This window comes from Thermococcus sp. ES12 (assembly GCF_012027515.1).
Lineage (GTDB): Archaea > Methanobacteriota_B > Thermococci > Thermococcales > Thermococcaceae > Thermococcus > Thermococcus barossii.
Genome location: NZ_SNUP01000001.1, coordinates 697,108 through 710,453, shown reverse-complemented (window position 1 = coordinate 710,453; position 13,346 = coordinate 697,108). Strand labels below are relative to the sequence as shown.

The 13,346-nt window shown below is 57.3% G+C and carries 14 protein-coding genes; all 14 read left to right on the top strand.

Going from position 1 to position 13,346, the window contains the following annotated elements; translation table 11 throughout:
• Positions 1–6 precede the first annotated feature (6 nt).
• The 14 genes from E3E37_RS03985 to tuf all read left to right on the top strand — a co-directional run bounded on the left by E3E37_RS03985 (position 7) and on the right by tuf (position 13,331).
• A complete protein-coding gene (locus E3E37_RS03985) occupies positions 7–705 on the top strand; it encodes a KH domain-containing protein (RefSeq protein ID WP_088864700.1) in 699 nt (232 codons plus the stop codon).
• 2 nt (positions 706–707) lie between these two features.
• Positions 708–2,396 (top strand): DNA topoisomerase VI subunit B, encoded by a 1,689-nt coding sequence (gene top6B / locus E3E37_RS03980; RefSeq protein WP_167715414.1) that lies wholly within the window; start codon positions 708–710, stop codon positions 2,394–2,396.
• On the top strand, positions 2,389–3,549 hold the full coding sequence (locus tag E3E37_RS03975; protein ID WP_088864698.1) for a DNA topoisomerase IV subunit A: 1,161 nt from the start codon (positions 2,389–2,391) through the stop codon (positions 3,547–3,549). The genes top6B and E3E37_RS03975 overlap by 8 nt, the downstream gene beginning before the upstream one ends.
• Positions 3,546–4,793: a DUF530 family protein gene (locus E3E37_RS03970; RefSeq protein WP_167714984.1), complete on the top strand. Its 1,248-nt coding sequence runs from the start codon at positions 3,546–3,548 to the stop codon at positions 4,791–4,793. Before E3E37_RS03975 ends, E3E37_RS03970 begins: the two co-directional genes overlap by 4 nt.
• Before the next feature lie 4 nt (positions 4,794–4,797).
• The gene (locus E3E37_RS03965) at positions 4,798–5,208 is read left to right on the top strand and encodes a DUF1699 family protein (protein WP_167714982.1); all 411 of its coding nucleotides are present in this window, start codon (positions 4,798–4,800) and stop codon (positions 5,206–5,208) included.
• Positions 5,196–5,966 carry a DUF4129 domain-containing protein gene (locus E3E37_RS03960; RefSeq protein WP_240921897.1) on the top strand — a complete coding sequence of 257 codons (771 nt, stop codon included), beginning with the start codon at positions 5,196–5,198 and terminating at the stop codon, positions 5,964–5,966. The genes E3E37_RS03965 and E3E37_RS03960 overlap by 13 nt, the downstream gene beginning before the upstream one ends.
• A gap of 49 nt (positions 5,967–6,015) precedes the next feature.
• The gene (locus E3E37_RS03955) at positions 6,016–6,819 is read left to right on the top strand and encodes a GTP cyclohydrolase IV (protein WP_167715410.1); all 804 of its coding nucleotides are present in this window, start codon (positions 6,016–6,018) and stop codon (positions 6,817–6,819) included.
• Positions 6,820–6,866: 47 nt separating this feature from the next.
• Positions 6,867–7,052 carry a hypothetical protein gene (locus E3E37_RS03950; RefSeq protein WP_167714980.1) on the top strand — a complete coding sequence of 62 codons (186 nt, stop codon included), beginning with the start codon at positions 6,867–6,869 and terminating at the stop codon, positions 7,050–7,052.
• A 126-nt stretch (positions 7,053–7,178) separates the two neighbouring features.
• Complete coding sequence (locus E3E37_RS11640) at positions 7,179–7,304, top strand: type II toxin-antitoxin system RelE/ParE family toxin (protein WP_240921896.1); 126 nt, start codon at positions 7,179–7,181, stop codon at positions 7,302–7,304.
• A gap of 202 nt (positions 7,305–7,506) precedes the next feature.
• Complete coding sequence (locus E3E37_RS03940; protein ID WP_167715408.1) at positions 7,507–8,592, top strand: HD domain-containing protein; 1,086 nt, start codon at positions 7,507–7,509, stop codon at positions 8,590–8,592.
• A 78-nt stretch (positions 8,593–8,670) separates the two neighbouring features.
• Entirely contained in the window at positions 8,671–8,889 is a 219-nt protein-coding gene (locus tag E3E37_RS03935; protein ID WP_167714978.1) for a division/cell wall cluster transcriptional repressor MraZ, read from the top strand.
• Positions 8,886–9,302, top strand: coding sequence for a type II toxin-antitoxin system VapC family toxin (locus E3E37_RS03930; RefSeq protein ID WP_167715406.1), 417 nt, complete (start codon positions 8,886–8,888; stop codon positions 9,300–9,302). The genes E3E37_RS03935 and E3E37_RS03930 overlap by 4 nt, the downstream gene beginning before the upstream one ends.
• Before the next feature lie 166 nt (positions 9,303–9,468).
• Positions 9,469–11,667 carry an elongation factor EF-2 gene (locus tag E3E37_RS03925; RefSeq protein WP_167714976.1) on the top strand — a complete coding sequence of 733 codons (2,199 nt, stop codon included), beginning with the start codon at positions 9,469–9,471 and terminating at the stop codon, positions 11,665–11,667.
• 377 nt (positions 11,668–12,044) lie between these two features.
• Entirely contained in the window at positions 12,045–13,331 is a 1,287-nt protein-coding gene (tuf, locus tag E3E37_RS03920) for a translation elongation factor EF-1 subunit alpha (protein WP_167714974.1), read from the top strand.
• Positions 13,332–13,346 lie beyond the last annotated feature (15 nt).

Sequence of the window (13,346 nt, the reverse complement as noted above, 5' to 3'; positions counted from 1 at the left end):
GAGATTATGGACGAGTTCGAGAGGCTCCTTAAGAAGTACGAACGCCTTGACAAGGACGGCCGGCCGCTGGTGGAGAGACACGAGGAGGAGATAACCTACGCGGCCGAGGGTGAGCAGGAGGAGTTCGTGAGGATTCCGAAGGACAGGGTGGCGGTCGTCATAGGGAAGAAGGGGCAGACGAAGAAGGAGATAGAGCGGAGAACCAAGACTAAGATAGAGATAGACAGCGAAACGGGCGAGGTCTTCATCACCGCCACGAAGGAGACCGACGATCCCTTGGCAGTGTGGAAAGCGAGGGACGTCGTGATGGCCATCGGGAGGGGCTTCTCCCCGGAGAGGGCCTTCAGGCTCTTCAACGAGGGTGAGGTTCTTGAGGTCGTTAACCTCACCGATGTAGTTATCGGCAACGATAAGAACGCCCTTCCACGCGTTAGGGGAAGGATAATCGGCAGGAAGGGCAGAACCAGGGAGATAATAGAGGAGATGAGTGGGGCGGATGTGAGCGTTTACGGCAAGACCGTTGCGATAATCGGCAACCCTATTCAGGTTGAGGTTGCCAAGACTGCCATAGAGAAGCTCGCCAAGGGCTCCCCCCACGGTGTGGTCTACAAGTACCTGGAACGCAGGAAGAAGGACCTCGAACTGGAGAGCATGAGCTATTACGAGGCCCTTGGCGAAGAGGTTGAGAAGAACGAGGAGGAATGAAGATGGCCGAAGCAAGTCAGCTGTTTAAGGAGTTCAAGATTCAGAGCGTCAGCGAGTTCTTCAGGCGAAACGCGGCCATGCTCGGCTACACAGGCAAGATACGCTCCCTCACGACGGTCGTCCACGAGGCGGTAACGAACTCCCTCGACGCCTGTGAGGAGGCAGGAATAGCGCCGTATATCCGCGTTGAGATAGAGGAGCTCGGGAAGGAGCACTACAAGGTCATCGTCGAGGACAACGGTCCGGGGATACCCGAGAAGTACATAACCCACGTTTTCGGCAAGATGCTCGCCGGAACAAAGGCCCACAGGAACATACAGAGCCGCGGTCAGCAGGGTATAGGTATAAGCGGCGCCGTCATGTTTGCCCAGATAACCAGTGGGAAGGCGACGCGCGTTATCACCTCAACCGGCGGCGACAAAACCATCGAGGCCTGGGTGAAGATAGACGTTGACAAAAACGAGGGTAAAATCGTGAAAAAGGAGAAGCATCCCAACCCCAAAGGCTGGCGCGGGACGAGGATAGAGCTCGAAGTGAAAAACGTCCGCTACGTCCGCTCCAAACAGGGCGTTTACTGGTACCTCAAGCTCACCGCCATAGCCAACCCGCACGCCCACATAGAGCTCATAGAGCCCGACGGAAAGCTCATAGTCTTTCCGAGGTCGAGCGATTACATTCCCGAACCTCCCGTTGAGATGAAGCCCCATCCCCGTGGCGTTCTCACCGACGACGTTTACAGGATGGCCAAAAAGACCCGGAGGAACACCGTGAAGCGCTTCCTCGTCGGGGAGTTCTCAAGGATAAGCGACAAGAAGATAGACGAGCTCATCGAGTACATCGCGGCGCTGAGACTAATCAAGACTGAGGAGGACAAGAACGTCCAGGAGCAGCTCTACGAGAGGCTAATGAGGGGCGAGGTTAAGGCCGTTCTCCGCTCCTTCAGGGGCTACACAAAGGTCCTCAAGCAGGTCGCGAAGCTCATGGAGAAGCCGCCTGAGAAGCTCACCTGGCACGAGGCGGAGGAGATAGTCGAGGCCTTCAAGTACATGAAGTTCCTCGCCCCGCCAACCCACGGCCTCAGGCCGATAGGCGAGGAGAACATCGAAAAGGGCCTCAAAGGAATCCTCAAGCCGGAGTTCGTTACCGCCGTGACGAGGCCGCCGAAGGTCTATTCCGGAGGCATTCCCTTCCAGGTCGAGGTTGGCCTCGCCTACGGGGGAGAGATTCCGGCCGGCTTCGAGCTCCTCCGCTACGCCAACAGGGTTCCCCTCCTCTTCGACGCCGGTTCGTGCGTGACGACCCTCGCGGCCCGCTCCATAGACTGGAAACGCTATAAGGTGGACGACCTCGACCGCGCTCCGGTGGTGCTGATGATAAACGTCATCAGCGTCCACGTCCCCTACACCGGCACCGGGAAGCAGAGCATAGCAAACGTCGAGGAGATACAGAACGAGATAAGGCTGGCCATAATGGACGCGGCGAGAAGGCTCCAGACCTACCTCAGCGGCAAGCACAGGAGGCTCTATCAGGTAAAGCGGAAGAAGACCTTCGAGAAGTACGTGCCGGAGATAGCGAGGGCCCTTAGCATTCTGACCGGGGAGGATGAGGAGGCCGTTAAGAAGTACTTCCTGACCTTTATAGAGAGCCACTTCGCGGCCAAGGCAAGTGAGGAGGTGACAGAGAATGCCTAAAGCTAAGGCCGTAAAGCGCGAGAAGCCCAGGGAGCGCTTCTCCTACGACCCGACCAGGGTCCTCACCAAGCTGGAGGACTACGGAAGGAGAATCCTGGAGGACATAAAGAGCGGGAAGAACCCCTACTTCGACATCCCGATGCGCGGGCTCAACAACGTCTACTTCGACGAGAAGAGGCGTGTCATCAGGATGGGTGACAAGCTATCTAGGAGGTACTTCCTCAACGTGGCCCACGCCAGGAAGTTCATGCAGACGCTCCTGATTATGGCCTACGTGAAGCGCCTCGTCAGCGAGGGCAAGCACGCGAGCCTTCGTGAGGCTTACTACGCCAACAAGCACACGATTCCGGGAACGAAGGAGAACACCTTCGAGGACCAGCGCGAGAGCGACCCTATCATCGAGGACTTGGAGAGGATGCTTGGGGTTCTGCGTGAGGAGATGCATCTCACCGCCGACAGGCGCGGCTACATCTACGGCGACATCGTGATTCGCGACGGCGAGGACGAGTTTAACACATCAAAGCTCGGCATGGGTGGCTGGGCCGTTCCGGGAACGGTCGAGCACCTCCAGTTTCCGGAGATAAACGTTGATTATGCCCTCGTTGTCGAGACCGCCGCTATGGCCGACCGTCTCATTGAGGAAAAGTTCCCGAAGAAGGAGAAGGCGCTCATCATAGCGACCCAGGGCCAGGCCTCACGTGGAGTTAGGAGGCTAATCCACAGGCTCCACTACGAGGAGGGGCTGCCGATAATAGTCTTCACCGACGGCGACCCCTACGGTTGGTACATCTACTCCACCATAAAGCAGGGCTCGATAAACCTTGCCTACCTCAGCGACAAGCTCGCAACGCCGGAGGCGAAGTTCGTCGGGATGACGATGGACGACATAAAGCGCTACGGCCTTGAGAACGTCACGGAGAAGCTCAAGGGCATCCCGCCCAACAAGAAGGGCGGTCCGACGGGGGACTACAAGAGGATCCTTGAGGAGATGGAGTACCCATGGTTCCAGAACAGGGAGTGGCAGAGGCAGCTCAAGATGGCCATTAAGATGGGCGTTAGGATAGAGCAGCAGGCCCTCGCCAACAAGAGCCTTGAGTTCGTGGCGAAGGAATACCTCCCGGAAAAGATAAACAGCGGTGATCTGCTGCCATGACGACCACCGAGGAGCTGGTGGCCCAGGTAAACAAGATACTGGACGACATCGGGATAGACATGGACGGGTTATTCGAGACTTTCGACGTCCCGTCCATCTCCTACCATCTCCGGGAAAACCTTTCCCTCCTTCAGGAGCTTGAGGAAGACCTTTCGAGGCGCGTTGGGGAGACGACTCCATCCGTTAAGGGAATGGGCAAGCGCGACCGCGATCCGCACATCCAGTGGATTTACAAAAAGAAGCGCAACAGGGTTCTCGCGCTTGAGAGGCTTCGCGCCGCCATAACTGCTCACAAGATGGCACTCGCCCTCATATCCGCCAACTACACGTTTTTCCTCGGAAGAAAGCCGATAACCCTCAAGGAACTCACCAGGGAGAACGTTGAAGACGTTGAGGCCGTTCCGAGAAGCGTCCAGATAGGCAGGATTGAGGTGCTACCCTACATGGCCTACTCCGGCGACGTCCTGCGGCTCCTCGCCAGGGAGAGCATAGCAGTCAGGGAATCCTTCAAGCTCATAAAGGGCAAGCTCCGCGAGAAAGGAACAGTCAGAACCCGCGGCCTGCGCATAGAGGTTGAATACTGGGAGAACAACCGTCTGAAGAAGGCCCGCCTCGACCTTCCTGCGGATGCTGACATCGAAGGCGAGCTGAGAAAACGCTACGGAAGGCGCTTCCGCTGGCGCGTGCTGAGCTTCGTCAAGACCAAGGGGGTGCTCATAAACAACCACTACACGGTTGACAACCTGGCGCTGGCTTACTCCATTCTCGACCCACAGAAGGGTGCCGAAAAGCTCGGCCTTGACCTCTTCCGCTACTACTTCCTCACCTCCGAGAACGAGAGGGAAACCCTCGGTCTCTACCCCAACATAAAGCTCTGCATAGACTGCCACTACTCGATATTCGACCTCCCGTTCCGAAACGAGCCGGGCTTCAGAACGGGTCACGGAAGCATGCTAATCATACGGAAGTGTGAGATGGAGAACGCCCTGGTCGGGAAGAGGAAGGACATAACAACCATCCCCAATTACCTCCTCGGCGCGGTTCTCCTCTACGGGATGAGTGAATACGGGGAGGACAGGGTTGCCGAGCTCCTCGGTGTTCCGAGGGATGAGCTTGAGGAGGCCATCAGGAAGTTCGTGATTTCCGGCCTGCACAAGACCCTTTTTGCCGACACGAAGAAGTTTGAGAAGTTCCTGCCGAAGAGCGATAAGGCCAAGCAGTTTTTGGCCCTCCTCCAGGGGTGAGTTTATGAGGGTGGAGGTTAAGGCGCGTAACAACTCCGAGCTCATAAGGAAGCTCGGCGAGGTTCTGAACGACGAGGTTACGGAGGTCTACATAAACCTCCGCCCGACGAAGGAGATACTCGTGAGGATTCTTGAACGCGCCCCCAACGTCAGACGCATAAGCTGTCCCCCGAGCCTCTACTCGAAGGTCTCCAAAAAAGCCATCAGTGCCCTCGCCCAGATGGGCATAGAACTCGTTCCGGAGGGCTATCCGAGGGGGAGGCCGAGGAAATACGACGAGAGAACGATTAAGGAGGTTCACAACCTCGTAATGAGCGGCGTCCCCCCCAAGGAGATAAGCGCCAGAATGGGCATCCCGCTCCGGACGGTTTACTACATGATCGAGCAGCTGGGTGTCCGTTCATGGAGAGAATGAAGGGCCTGTATCTCGCCCTGTTCACTTCGTTTCTGGTGGTTTCCACGCTCTTGGGCAGGACGGCCGTCCATGGCGGGACGACGGTCTTCAACTTCGAATGGGTCTTTTTCTTCGCGAACCTCTTCCTATTCGCGGCCGCGGGCTACATCCTGAAGATGCTCCTCGAAGGGAAGTTCGAGAGGGGGATACAGCGAACCAGAAGGGGCAACGTCCTTGCCGGCGCGATAACGCTCCTCGCGATTTTCGTTGCCATCAAACTGCTCCTTGAGAAAAGACCCGAGAACCTCGTGAACGGGGGCAGGGTGGGAGAAACCATCTCCGGGGTCTGGTACAACGTCACCTCCGGCGACCTCGTCGTCACGCTCCGGGAGCTCCCGGGGATATTCTACCTCATCCCCTTCGTGGTCTTCATTCTCTTCCTCCTCACGGTCAGGAGGCGGAAGAGGCGCGTTACACAGTTCGAAATCCGGTTCGAACCGGAAATGACCTTCGACTCAATAGAGGGCACCCCCGCGGAGAGGGTCATAAAGATGTACAAGAACGTCGTTGCCGGCCTCGTTATGAGGGGCTACCCCTACCAGAAGAGCTGGACCCACTGGGAGCACGAGGAAAAGCTGAGGGAGATTTTTCCGGACCTGGAGGACCTCGACGTCCTCACGAGGATATTCGAGAAGGCGAAGTACGCGGGGAGGCTCAGAGAGGATGACGTTAAACTCGCGCGCGAGAGCTATGACCGGCTGATGACGTTTCTGAGGTAGGTTTAAAAAGCGGTCGAATTAGAAGCCGCTAAAAAAGAGGGTGATGTTCATGCTCGTTGAGACCCAGGAGGAGAGGCCCGAGATAATGGAGCGCCTTCACCGCGTCGGAATCACCAACCTGCGCACCGTGGCGAGGATAAACTGGAAGGGAAGGGTCTACACCTTTCTTCCCGTGTTTGAGGTGACCATAGACGTCCCCGAGGAGAAGAAGGGGATACACATGAGCAGGCTCGTGGAGAGCATAACAGAGGCCATGAGCGAGGCCGTTGAGGAGGAAGTGATGCAGGCCCACACCTCGCTTGAGGAGCTCGGTAAGTGCGTTATACGTCGCCTGGAGGGCAAGCACCCTCACAGGCGCGCCGAGGTCTGGATAAGGACCCATCTCATAATCCCCCGCGAGACGCCGGCGAGCAAAAAGACCACCTACGAGCCCTACGACGTTGAGGTGGGCGTCATCAAGAACGAGGACGGCTCGTTTGGGAAGGTCCTCCGCGTCAGGGTCATCGGAAACACCGCCTGCCCGCACGCCATGGCCAACAATGAAGGGAAGACGCACATACAGAGGGCGATAGGCGAGCTTGAGGTGAGAACGGCCTTCGACGAGGAGATAGCGCTGGAAGACATGATAGACGTGGTCGAGAGCTCCTTCAGTCATCCGACCTACACGCTCCTTAAGACGGTTGACGAGAACGCGGTCGTGCAGGGGATGTACAGGAACCCGAAGTTCGTCGAGGACGTCGCGAGGGAGATATTCGCCAAGGCCAAGGAGCGCTTCAGGGGCAAAATTCATGTGAGGGTAATCAGCAACGAGAGCATCCACAAACACGACGTCATAGCCGAGACGTGGAGCTGAGGGCAAGGTATTTAATCTCCCTCTCCCAACAATTCTTCGGTGGGGGAATGGACGTTACGCTCGCCGAGATACTCCACAGAATAGACGAGATAGAGAAGCTCCTGAGGGAGCTGGTGGAGGTCAATCTCCAGCTCATCGAGGAGGTCGAGCCTGAGGAGTGGGAGATCAAAGCCATCGAAGAGCGTAGGGACGATGAGTTCTTTGAGTGGGACGTGGTGAAGGATGGGCTTTGAGAACAGGATTCTCATAAGCAAAAAAGCCCTAAAGGAGCTCCAAGACATTCCCGAGAGCGAAAGAAAGCTCGTAAAGGACAGTCCAAACTTGCCCTCTTTCCCCTCGTAAGGCTTGACGTTCAGAAATTGAGGGGTTACAGGGACGTTTACAGACTAAGAGTTGGAGAATACAGGGTGATATTTGAGTACGACAAAAACGAGCGAGTTATCAGAATTTTAAAGGTCGGTAAGAGGGGAAGTGTTTACTCCTGATCGATCCAAAGTAGAGGCGTGGAGCCGAGCTCTGGCCGACGTTATCTTTTTGTTGAACTTCTGTTAGATTGTTCGTTTGTTGAAGCATTTAGCGAATTTTCGTCGCTTTCGGTTGAAGGTTTTTAGGGATACCCCTCCGGCAGTTGGACCCTTGGGGATTATGTTTATTAATTTCCATCACCACTCTGGCGTGGTGCCCACCATGAAGCTCGTCCACGACCCCATACACGGCCACATTGAGCTCGACGACTTCGCGGTCAGGCTTGTTGATACCCCCGAGTTCCAGCGCCTTAGGCGGATAACCCAGCTCGGCTTAGCCTTTCTCGCCTATCCCTCCGCCAGGCACACCCGCTTCGAGCACTCCCTTGGAACTTTCCATCTCGCCAAGAAAATCGCCGGATATAATCCGGAGATTGATGATGGGGCTGTTTACGCGGCTTTGCTCCACGACCTCGGCCACTACCCCTTCAGCCACACGCTTGAGACCCTCTACCCGAGGCACGAGGAGAACACGAAATGGTTCATAAGGCACGGTGAAATCGGGGACGCGGTGAGGGAGCGCTATTCCCTCGGCGAGTTCCTCAAGTTCCTCAAGCACCCCCTCGTGAGCGGCGACATCGACGCCGACAGAATGGACTACCTCGTGAGGGACGCCTACTACACCGGCGCAGCCTACGGCCTGGTTGATCTCGACAGGCTCGTGAGGAACCTGCTGTGGAAGGATGGCATGCTCATCGTTAGGGAAAAGGGGGTAATAGCTGCCCAGAACCTGCTCCTGGCGAGGAGTATGATGTATCCCACCGTTTACCAGCACCACGTCTCGAAGATAGCCGGCTCGATGCTGACCAAGGCCGTTGAGCTCGAAGGAATTCCCTTTGACGAGATACGCACCATGGACGAAGTTGATTTGATAGCACGGCTCAGGGCTAGTGAAAGGGCAGAGGTTCGCGAGCTGATAGCGGCCATCGATTCGAGGAGGCTCTACAAGCGCGTCCTCTACACGGATAAAGACCCGGGTGAGAAGGCGGTTGATGAGCTGAGACGGGAGCTCGATGCCGAGTTCGGCCACCTGGTCCTCGTGGATTATCCTCCAAAGCCCAAGTTCGAGGAGAAGAACGCCTTCGTGAGGACTGAAACCGGATTGAAGCGCCTCAGCGAGGTGTCGCCCCTCGTCCGCTCGCTGGTGGAGCTGAAGGACACCCACTGGCGCTGGGGCGTTTACGCGAGGGCCGACGTGGTGGAGAGGGTCAAAGCCCTCGTGGGGAAGCTCCTGCCCCTCCGCGATTAAGCGACGGGCCTGCAGGGCGTGAGGCTACTCACCAAAAAGTACTTAAATCTGGTAGAACATTAGGAATTTGGTGGTAACATGGAAGTTCTGGTGAAGAGGTTCGACCCCCAGGGAAGGCTTCTGCTCCCCAAGGAGCTCAGGGAGAAGCTCGGTGAGGAGGTCATGATAGTGGATCTCGGGGACAGGGTTGAGCTTCTCCCGAGGAAACGGGCGGACCTCACGAGGTTCTTCGATTCCGTGGAGGTGGACGAGCTTAAGGAGTGGGAAGAGCTCGAGGGGGAGCTGTGGGAGGAATGAGGTTCATCGACGCCAACGTTTTCATCTACGCCCTTCTCAAACCGCGGAGGGAGCCCCCCGAAAACATCAGAGAAATAAAGGAAAACTCCAAGGAGATCCTGAGAAGGGTGAGCGAAGGGGAAAAAGTCGTCACCACGGTGGTTCACCTGAGCGAGGTTGCCAACGTCCTTGAGAGCAGGGGAGGCAAGGGGCTCGCGAGGGACTTCGTGCTCTCCGTTCTGACGGGAGGGAACATAGAAGTCCTGGAAGTTTCGCCCGGGGACTACCTCAGGGCAACGCTGATTGCCGGGGAGAAGGGGCTCGGCATCAACGACGCCCTGGCCTACCTCAAGATGAAGGAGAGGGGTATCGCCGAGATTTACACCTTTGACAGGGACTTTGAAAGGCTGGACGTCAGGGTCGTGAGGGGCTGAGCATCAAATGAGCCTTGAAGACCTGTTTGGCCTACTTTGACACTGAGCAAAAACCTTAAGTAGTTTGAACGCTCCGGCGCGGTCTCGCTTTCCCGCTGGGAAAGATTTATAACCGACCTTCTTAAGTGAGTGGTGAACAAGCTCATCAGGTTAGAAGGTGGTGTAAATGGGAAGAAGGGAAGAGATGATTGCGAAGATTAAGGAGCTCATGACCCAGCCCGAGAGGATCAGGAACATGGGTATCGCCGCTCACATTGACCACGGTAAGACGACGCTGAGCGACAACCTGCTCGCCGGTGCTGGAATGATAAGCGAGGAGCTCGCCGGAAAGCAGCTCGTCCTCGATTTCGACGAGCAGGAGCAGGCGAGAGGAATCACCATCAACGCGGCCAACGTCTCGATGGTCCACAACTATGAGGGCAACGACTACCTCATCAACCTCATCGACACCCCGGGTCACGTTGACTTCGGCGGTGACGTTACCAGGGCAATGAGAGCCATAGACGGTGCCATCATCGTCGTTGACGCCGTCGAGGGCGTCATGCCGCAGACCGAGACCGTCCTCAGGCAGGCCCTGAGGGAGTACGTCAAGCCCGTCCTCTTCATCAACAAGGTTGACCGTCTCATCAAGGAGCTCAAGCTCGGCCCGAACGAGATACTCAACCGCTTCGCCAAGATAATCACCGACGTGAACAGGCTCATCAAGAAGTACGCCCCCGAGGAGTTCAGGAGCCAGTGGATGGTCAAGGTCGAGGACGGTAGCGTCGCCTTCGGAAGTGCCTACTACAACTGGGCCCTCAGCGTGCCCTACATGAAGAAGACCGGCGTTTCCTTCAAGGACATCGTCGAGCTCACCAACGCCGGCGACCTCAAGACCCTCAGGAAGAAGGCTCCGCTCCACGTGGTCGTTCTGGACATGGTCGTCAAGCACCTCCCGAACCCGCTGGAGGCCCAGAAGTACAGGATACCGCACCTCTGGAGGGGCGACGTGAACAGTGAGATTGGCCAGGCCATGCTCAAGTGTGACCCGAAGGGCAAGATGGTCATGGTCGTCACCAAGATAATCCTTGACAAGCACGCCGGTGAGGTTTCAACCGGCCGTGTCTGGAGCGGTACCGTCAAGACCGGCCAGGAGGTCTACCTCATCAACGCCAAGAGAAAGGCGAGAATCCAGCAGGTCGGCATCTACATGGGTCCCGAGAGGGTCAACATGGAGGCCGTTCCTGCAGGAAACATCGTCGCCGTTACCGGTCTGCGCGACGCCATGGCCGGTGAGACCGTTGCCCAGGAGCAGATCGAGCCCTTTGAGGCGCTCCACTACACCAGCGAGCCGGTCGTTACCGTCGCCATCGAGGCCAAGAACGTGAAGGACCTGCCCAAGCTCATCGAAGCTTTGAGACAGCTCGCCAAGGAGGACCCGACGCTCCACGTCAAGATCGACGAGGAGACCGGCCAGCACCTCCTCAGCGGCATGGGTGAGCTCCACCTTGAGGTCAAGCTCGTCAAGCTCAAGGAGGACTGGAAGCTCGACGTCGATGTCAGCCCGCCGATCGTCGTCTACCGCGAGAGCGTCAGCAAGATGAGTCCGATAGTCGAAGGAAAGAGCCCGAACAAGCACAACAGGTTCTACATCACCGTCGAGCCGCTCCCGGACGAGATTTACCAGGCCATCCGCGAGGGCCTCATTCCGGAGGGCAGGCCCAAGAACCCGAAGGAGGTCGCCAAGAAACTCGCCGAGCTCGGAATGGACTACGAGGTCGCCAAGGGCATCGTCGACATTTACAACGGCAACCTGTTCCTCGACAACACCAAGGGTATCCAGTACCTCAACGAGGTCATGGACCTGCTCGTTGACGGATTCCACCAGGCCATGGACGAGGGTCCGCTCGCCAAGGAGCCGGTCATGAAGGTCATGGTCAGGCTCCACGACGCCAAGATCCACGAGGACAACGTCCACCGCGGTCCTGCTCAGATATACCCGGCCATCAGGGGTGCCATCCAGTGCGCCATGATGAAGGCCCAGCCGATACTCTACGAACCCTACCAGAAGGTCATCATCAACGTGCCCTACGAGTACATGGGAGCGGTCAGCAGGGAGATCAACCAGAGGCGCGGCCAGCTCATAGACATGCGCCAGGAGGGCGAGGTCATGATCATCATCGCCGAGGCGCCGGTTGCGGAAATGTTCGGGTTCGCGGGAGCGATCCGTGGAGCGACCAGCGGAAGGGCCCTCTGGAGCACCGAGCACGCGGGCTTCAAGCGCGTCCCGAACGAGCTCGCCCAGCAGATAATCAGGCAGATCAGGCAGAGAAAGGGCCTCGACCCGAACCCGCCGAAGGAGCAGGACGTCTGCCCGCAGCAGTGAAGGGCTTTTTGCCCCCTGAACTTTTCTCCTTCTGTTTCGGTCTTTTTCTGCTTCAGAATCCCAAAGTACGAAGTCCCGCCCGTATGCTCGAACAGTTGAAACGCAGGTATTATCCTCACGGTGGAAAGGGACAAGTCGGAGGAAGAAGGCTGTCCCCTGCTGTCTCTGAAAGATTTGAAGGCCTGTTCCAAAGATTGACAGATTTCTGCCCAACGGCGATTAGTTAACTTTTTAAACCTGCCCCGCAAGTTAGGGACGGAACTCATGAGGCCTCCCCGAGAAACGGCGGGTTTCCCGCCCGAGGGGGCCGAGGTTCGAAAGATTTAAAAAGCCATCCTAGTCAACGAGACTAGACCAAAATATGGAGGTGTATGAAAATGGCTAAGGAGAAGCCGCACGTTAACATCGTCTTTATAGGCCACGTCGACCACGGAAAGAGCACCACCATCGGAAGGCTGCTCTTCGACACCGCCAACATACCGGAGAACATCATCAAGAAGTTCGAGGAGATGGGTGAGAAGGGCAAGTCCTTCAAGTTCGCCTGGGTCATGGACAGGCTCAAGGAGGAGCGCGAGAGGGGTATCACCATCGACGTCGCCCACACCAAGTTCGAGACCCCGCACAGGTACATCACCATCATCGACGCTCCGGGCCACAGAGACTTCGTTAAGAACATGATCACCGGTGCCAGCCAGGCCGACGCTGCAGTTCTCGTCGTTGCCGCCACCGACGGTGTCATGCCGCAGACCAAGGAGCACGCCTTCCTTGCCAGGACCCTCGGTATCGGGCACATCATCGTCGCCATCAACAAGATGGACATGGTCAACTACGACGAGAAGAAGTTCAAGCAGGTCGCCGAGCAGGTCAAGAAGCTCCTCATGATGCTCGGCTACAAGGACTTCCCGATCATCCCGATCAGCGCTTGGGAGGGCGACAACGTCGTCAAGAAGAGCGACAACATGCCCTGGTACAAGGGCCCGACCCTCATCGAGGCTCTCGACCAGATACCCGAGCCGCCGAAGCCGACCGACAAGCCGCTCCGCATCCCGATCCAGGACGTCTACTCCATCAAGGGTGTCGGTACCGTCCCGGTCGGCCGTGTCGAGACCGGTATCCTCCGCGTCGGTGACGTCGTTATCTTCGAGCCGGCCAGCACCATATTCCACAAGCCGATCCAGGGTGAGGTCAAGAGCATTGAGATGCACCACGAGCCCATGCAGGAGGCCCTTCCGGGTGACAACATCGGATTCAACGTCCGTGGCGTTGGTAAGAACGACATAAAGCGCGGTGATGTCGCTGGACACACCAACAACCCGCCGACCGTCGTCAGGCCGAAGGACACCTTCAAGGCCCAGATCATCGTCCTCAACCACCCGACTGCTATAACCGTCGGCTACACCCCGGTCCTCCACGCGCACACCCTCCAGGTGGCAGTCAGGTTCGAGCAGCTCCTGGCTAAGCTCGACCCGAGGACCGGTAACGTCGTCGAGGAGAACCCGCAGTTCATCAAGACCGGTGACTCGGCCATCGTCGTCCTCAGGCCGACCAAGCCGATGGTCATCGAGCCGGTCAAGGAGATACCGCAGATGGGCAGGTTCGCCATCCGTGACATGGGCCAGACCGTCGCTGCCGGTATGGTCATATCCATCCAGAAGGCCGACTGAAGGCCTTCTCTGACC

Excerpts from the sequence above, each read along its gene's own strand:
- E3E37_RS03985 (WP_088864700.1), top strand. The coding sequence starts at position 7 with ATGGACGAGTTCGAGAGGCTCCTTAAGAAGTACGAACGCCTTGACAAG.
- top6B (WP_167715414.1), top strand. The coding sequence starts at position 708 with ATGGCCGAAGCAAGTCAGCTGTTTAAGGAGTTCAAGATTCAGAGCGTC.
- E3E37_RS03975 (WP_088864698.1), top strand. The coding sequence starts at position 2,389 with ATGCCTAAAGCTAAGGCCGTAAAGCGCGAGAAGCCCAGGGAGCGCTTC.
- E3E37_RS03970 (WP_167714984.1), top strand. The coding sequence starts at position 3,546 with ATGACGACCACCGAGGAGCTGGTGGCCCAGGTAAACAAGATACTGGAC.
- E3E37_RS03965 (WP_167714982.1), top strand. The coding sequence starts at position 4,798 with ATGAGGGTGGAGGTTAAGGCGCGTAACAACTCCGAGCTCATAAGGAAG.
- E3E37_RS03960 (WP_240921897.1), top strand. The coding sequence starts at position 5,196 with ATGGAGAGAATGAAGGGCCTGTATCTCGCCCTGTTCACTTCGTTTCTG.
- E3E37_RS03955 (WP_167715410.1), top strand. The coding sequence starts at position 6,016 with ATGCTCGTTGAGACCCAGGAGGAGAGGCCCGAGATAATGGAGCGCCTT.
- E3E37_RS03950 (WP_167714980.1), top strand. The coding sequence starts at position 6,867 with ATGGACGTTACGCTCGCCGAGATACTCCACAGAATAGACGAGATAGAG.
- E3E37_RS03940 (WP_167715408.1), top strand. The coding sequence starts at position 7,507 with ATGAAGCTCGTCCACGACCCCATACACGGCCACATTGAGCTCGACGAC.
- E3E37_RS03935 (WP_167714978.1), top strand. The coding sequence starts at position 8,671 with ATGGAAGTTCTGGTGAAGAGGTTCGACCCCCAGGGAAGGCTTCTGCTC.
- E3E37_RS03930 (WP_167715406.1), top strand. The coding sequence starts at position 8,886 with ATGAGGTTCATCGACGCCAACGTTTTCATCTACGCCCTTCTCAAACCG.
- E3E37_RS03925 (WP_167714976.1), top strand. The coding sequence starts at position 9,469 with ATGGGAAGAAGGGAAGAGATGATTGCGAAGATTAAGGAGCTCATGACC.
- tuf (WP_167714974.1), top strand. The coding sequence starts at position 12,045 with ATGGCTAAGGAGAAGCCGCACGTTAACATCGTCTTTATAGGCCACGTC.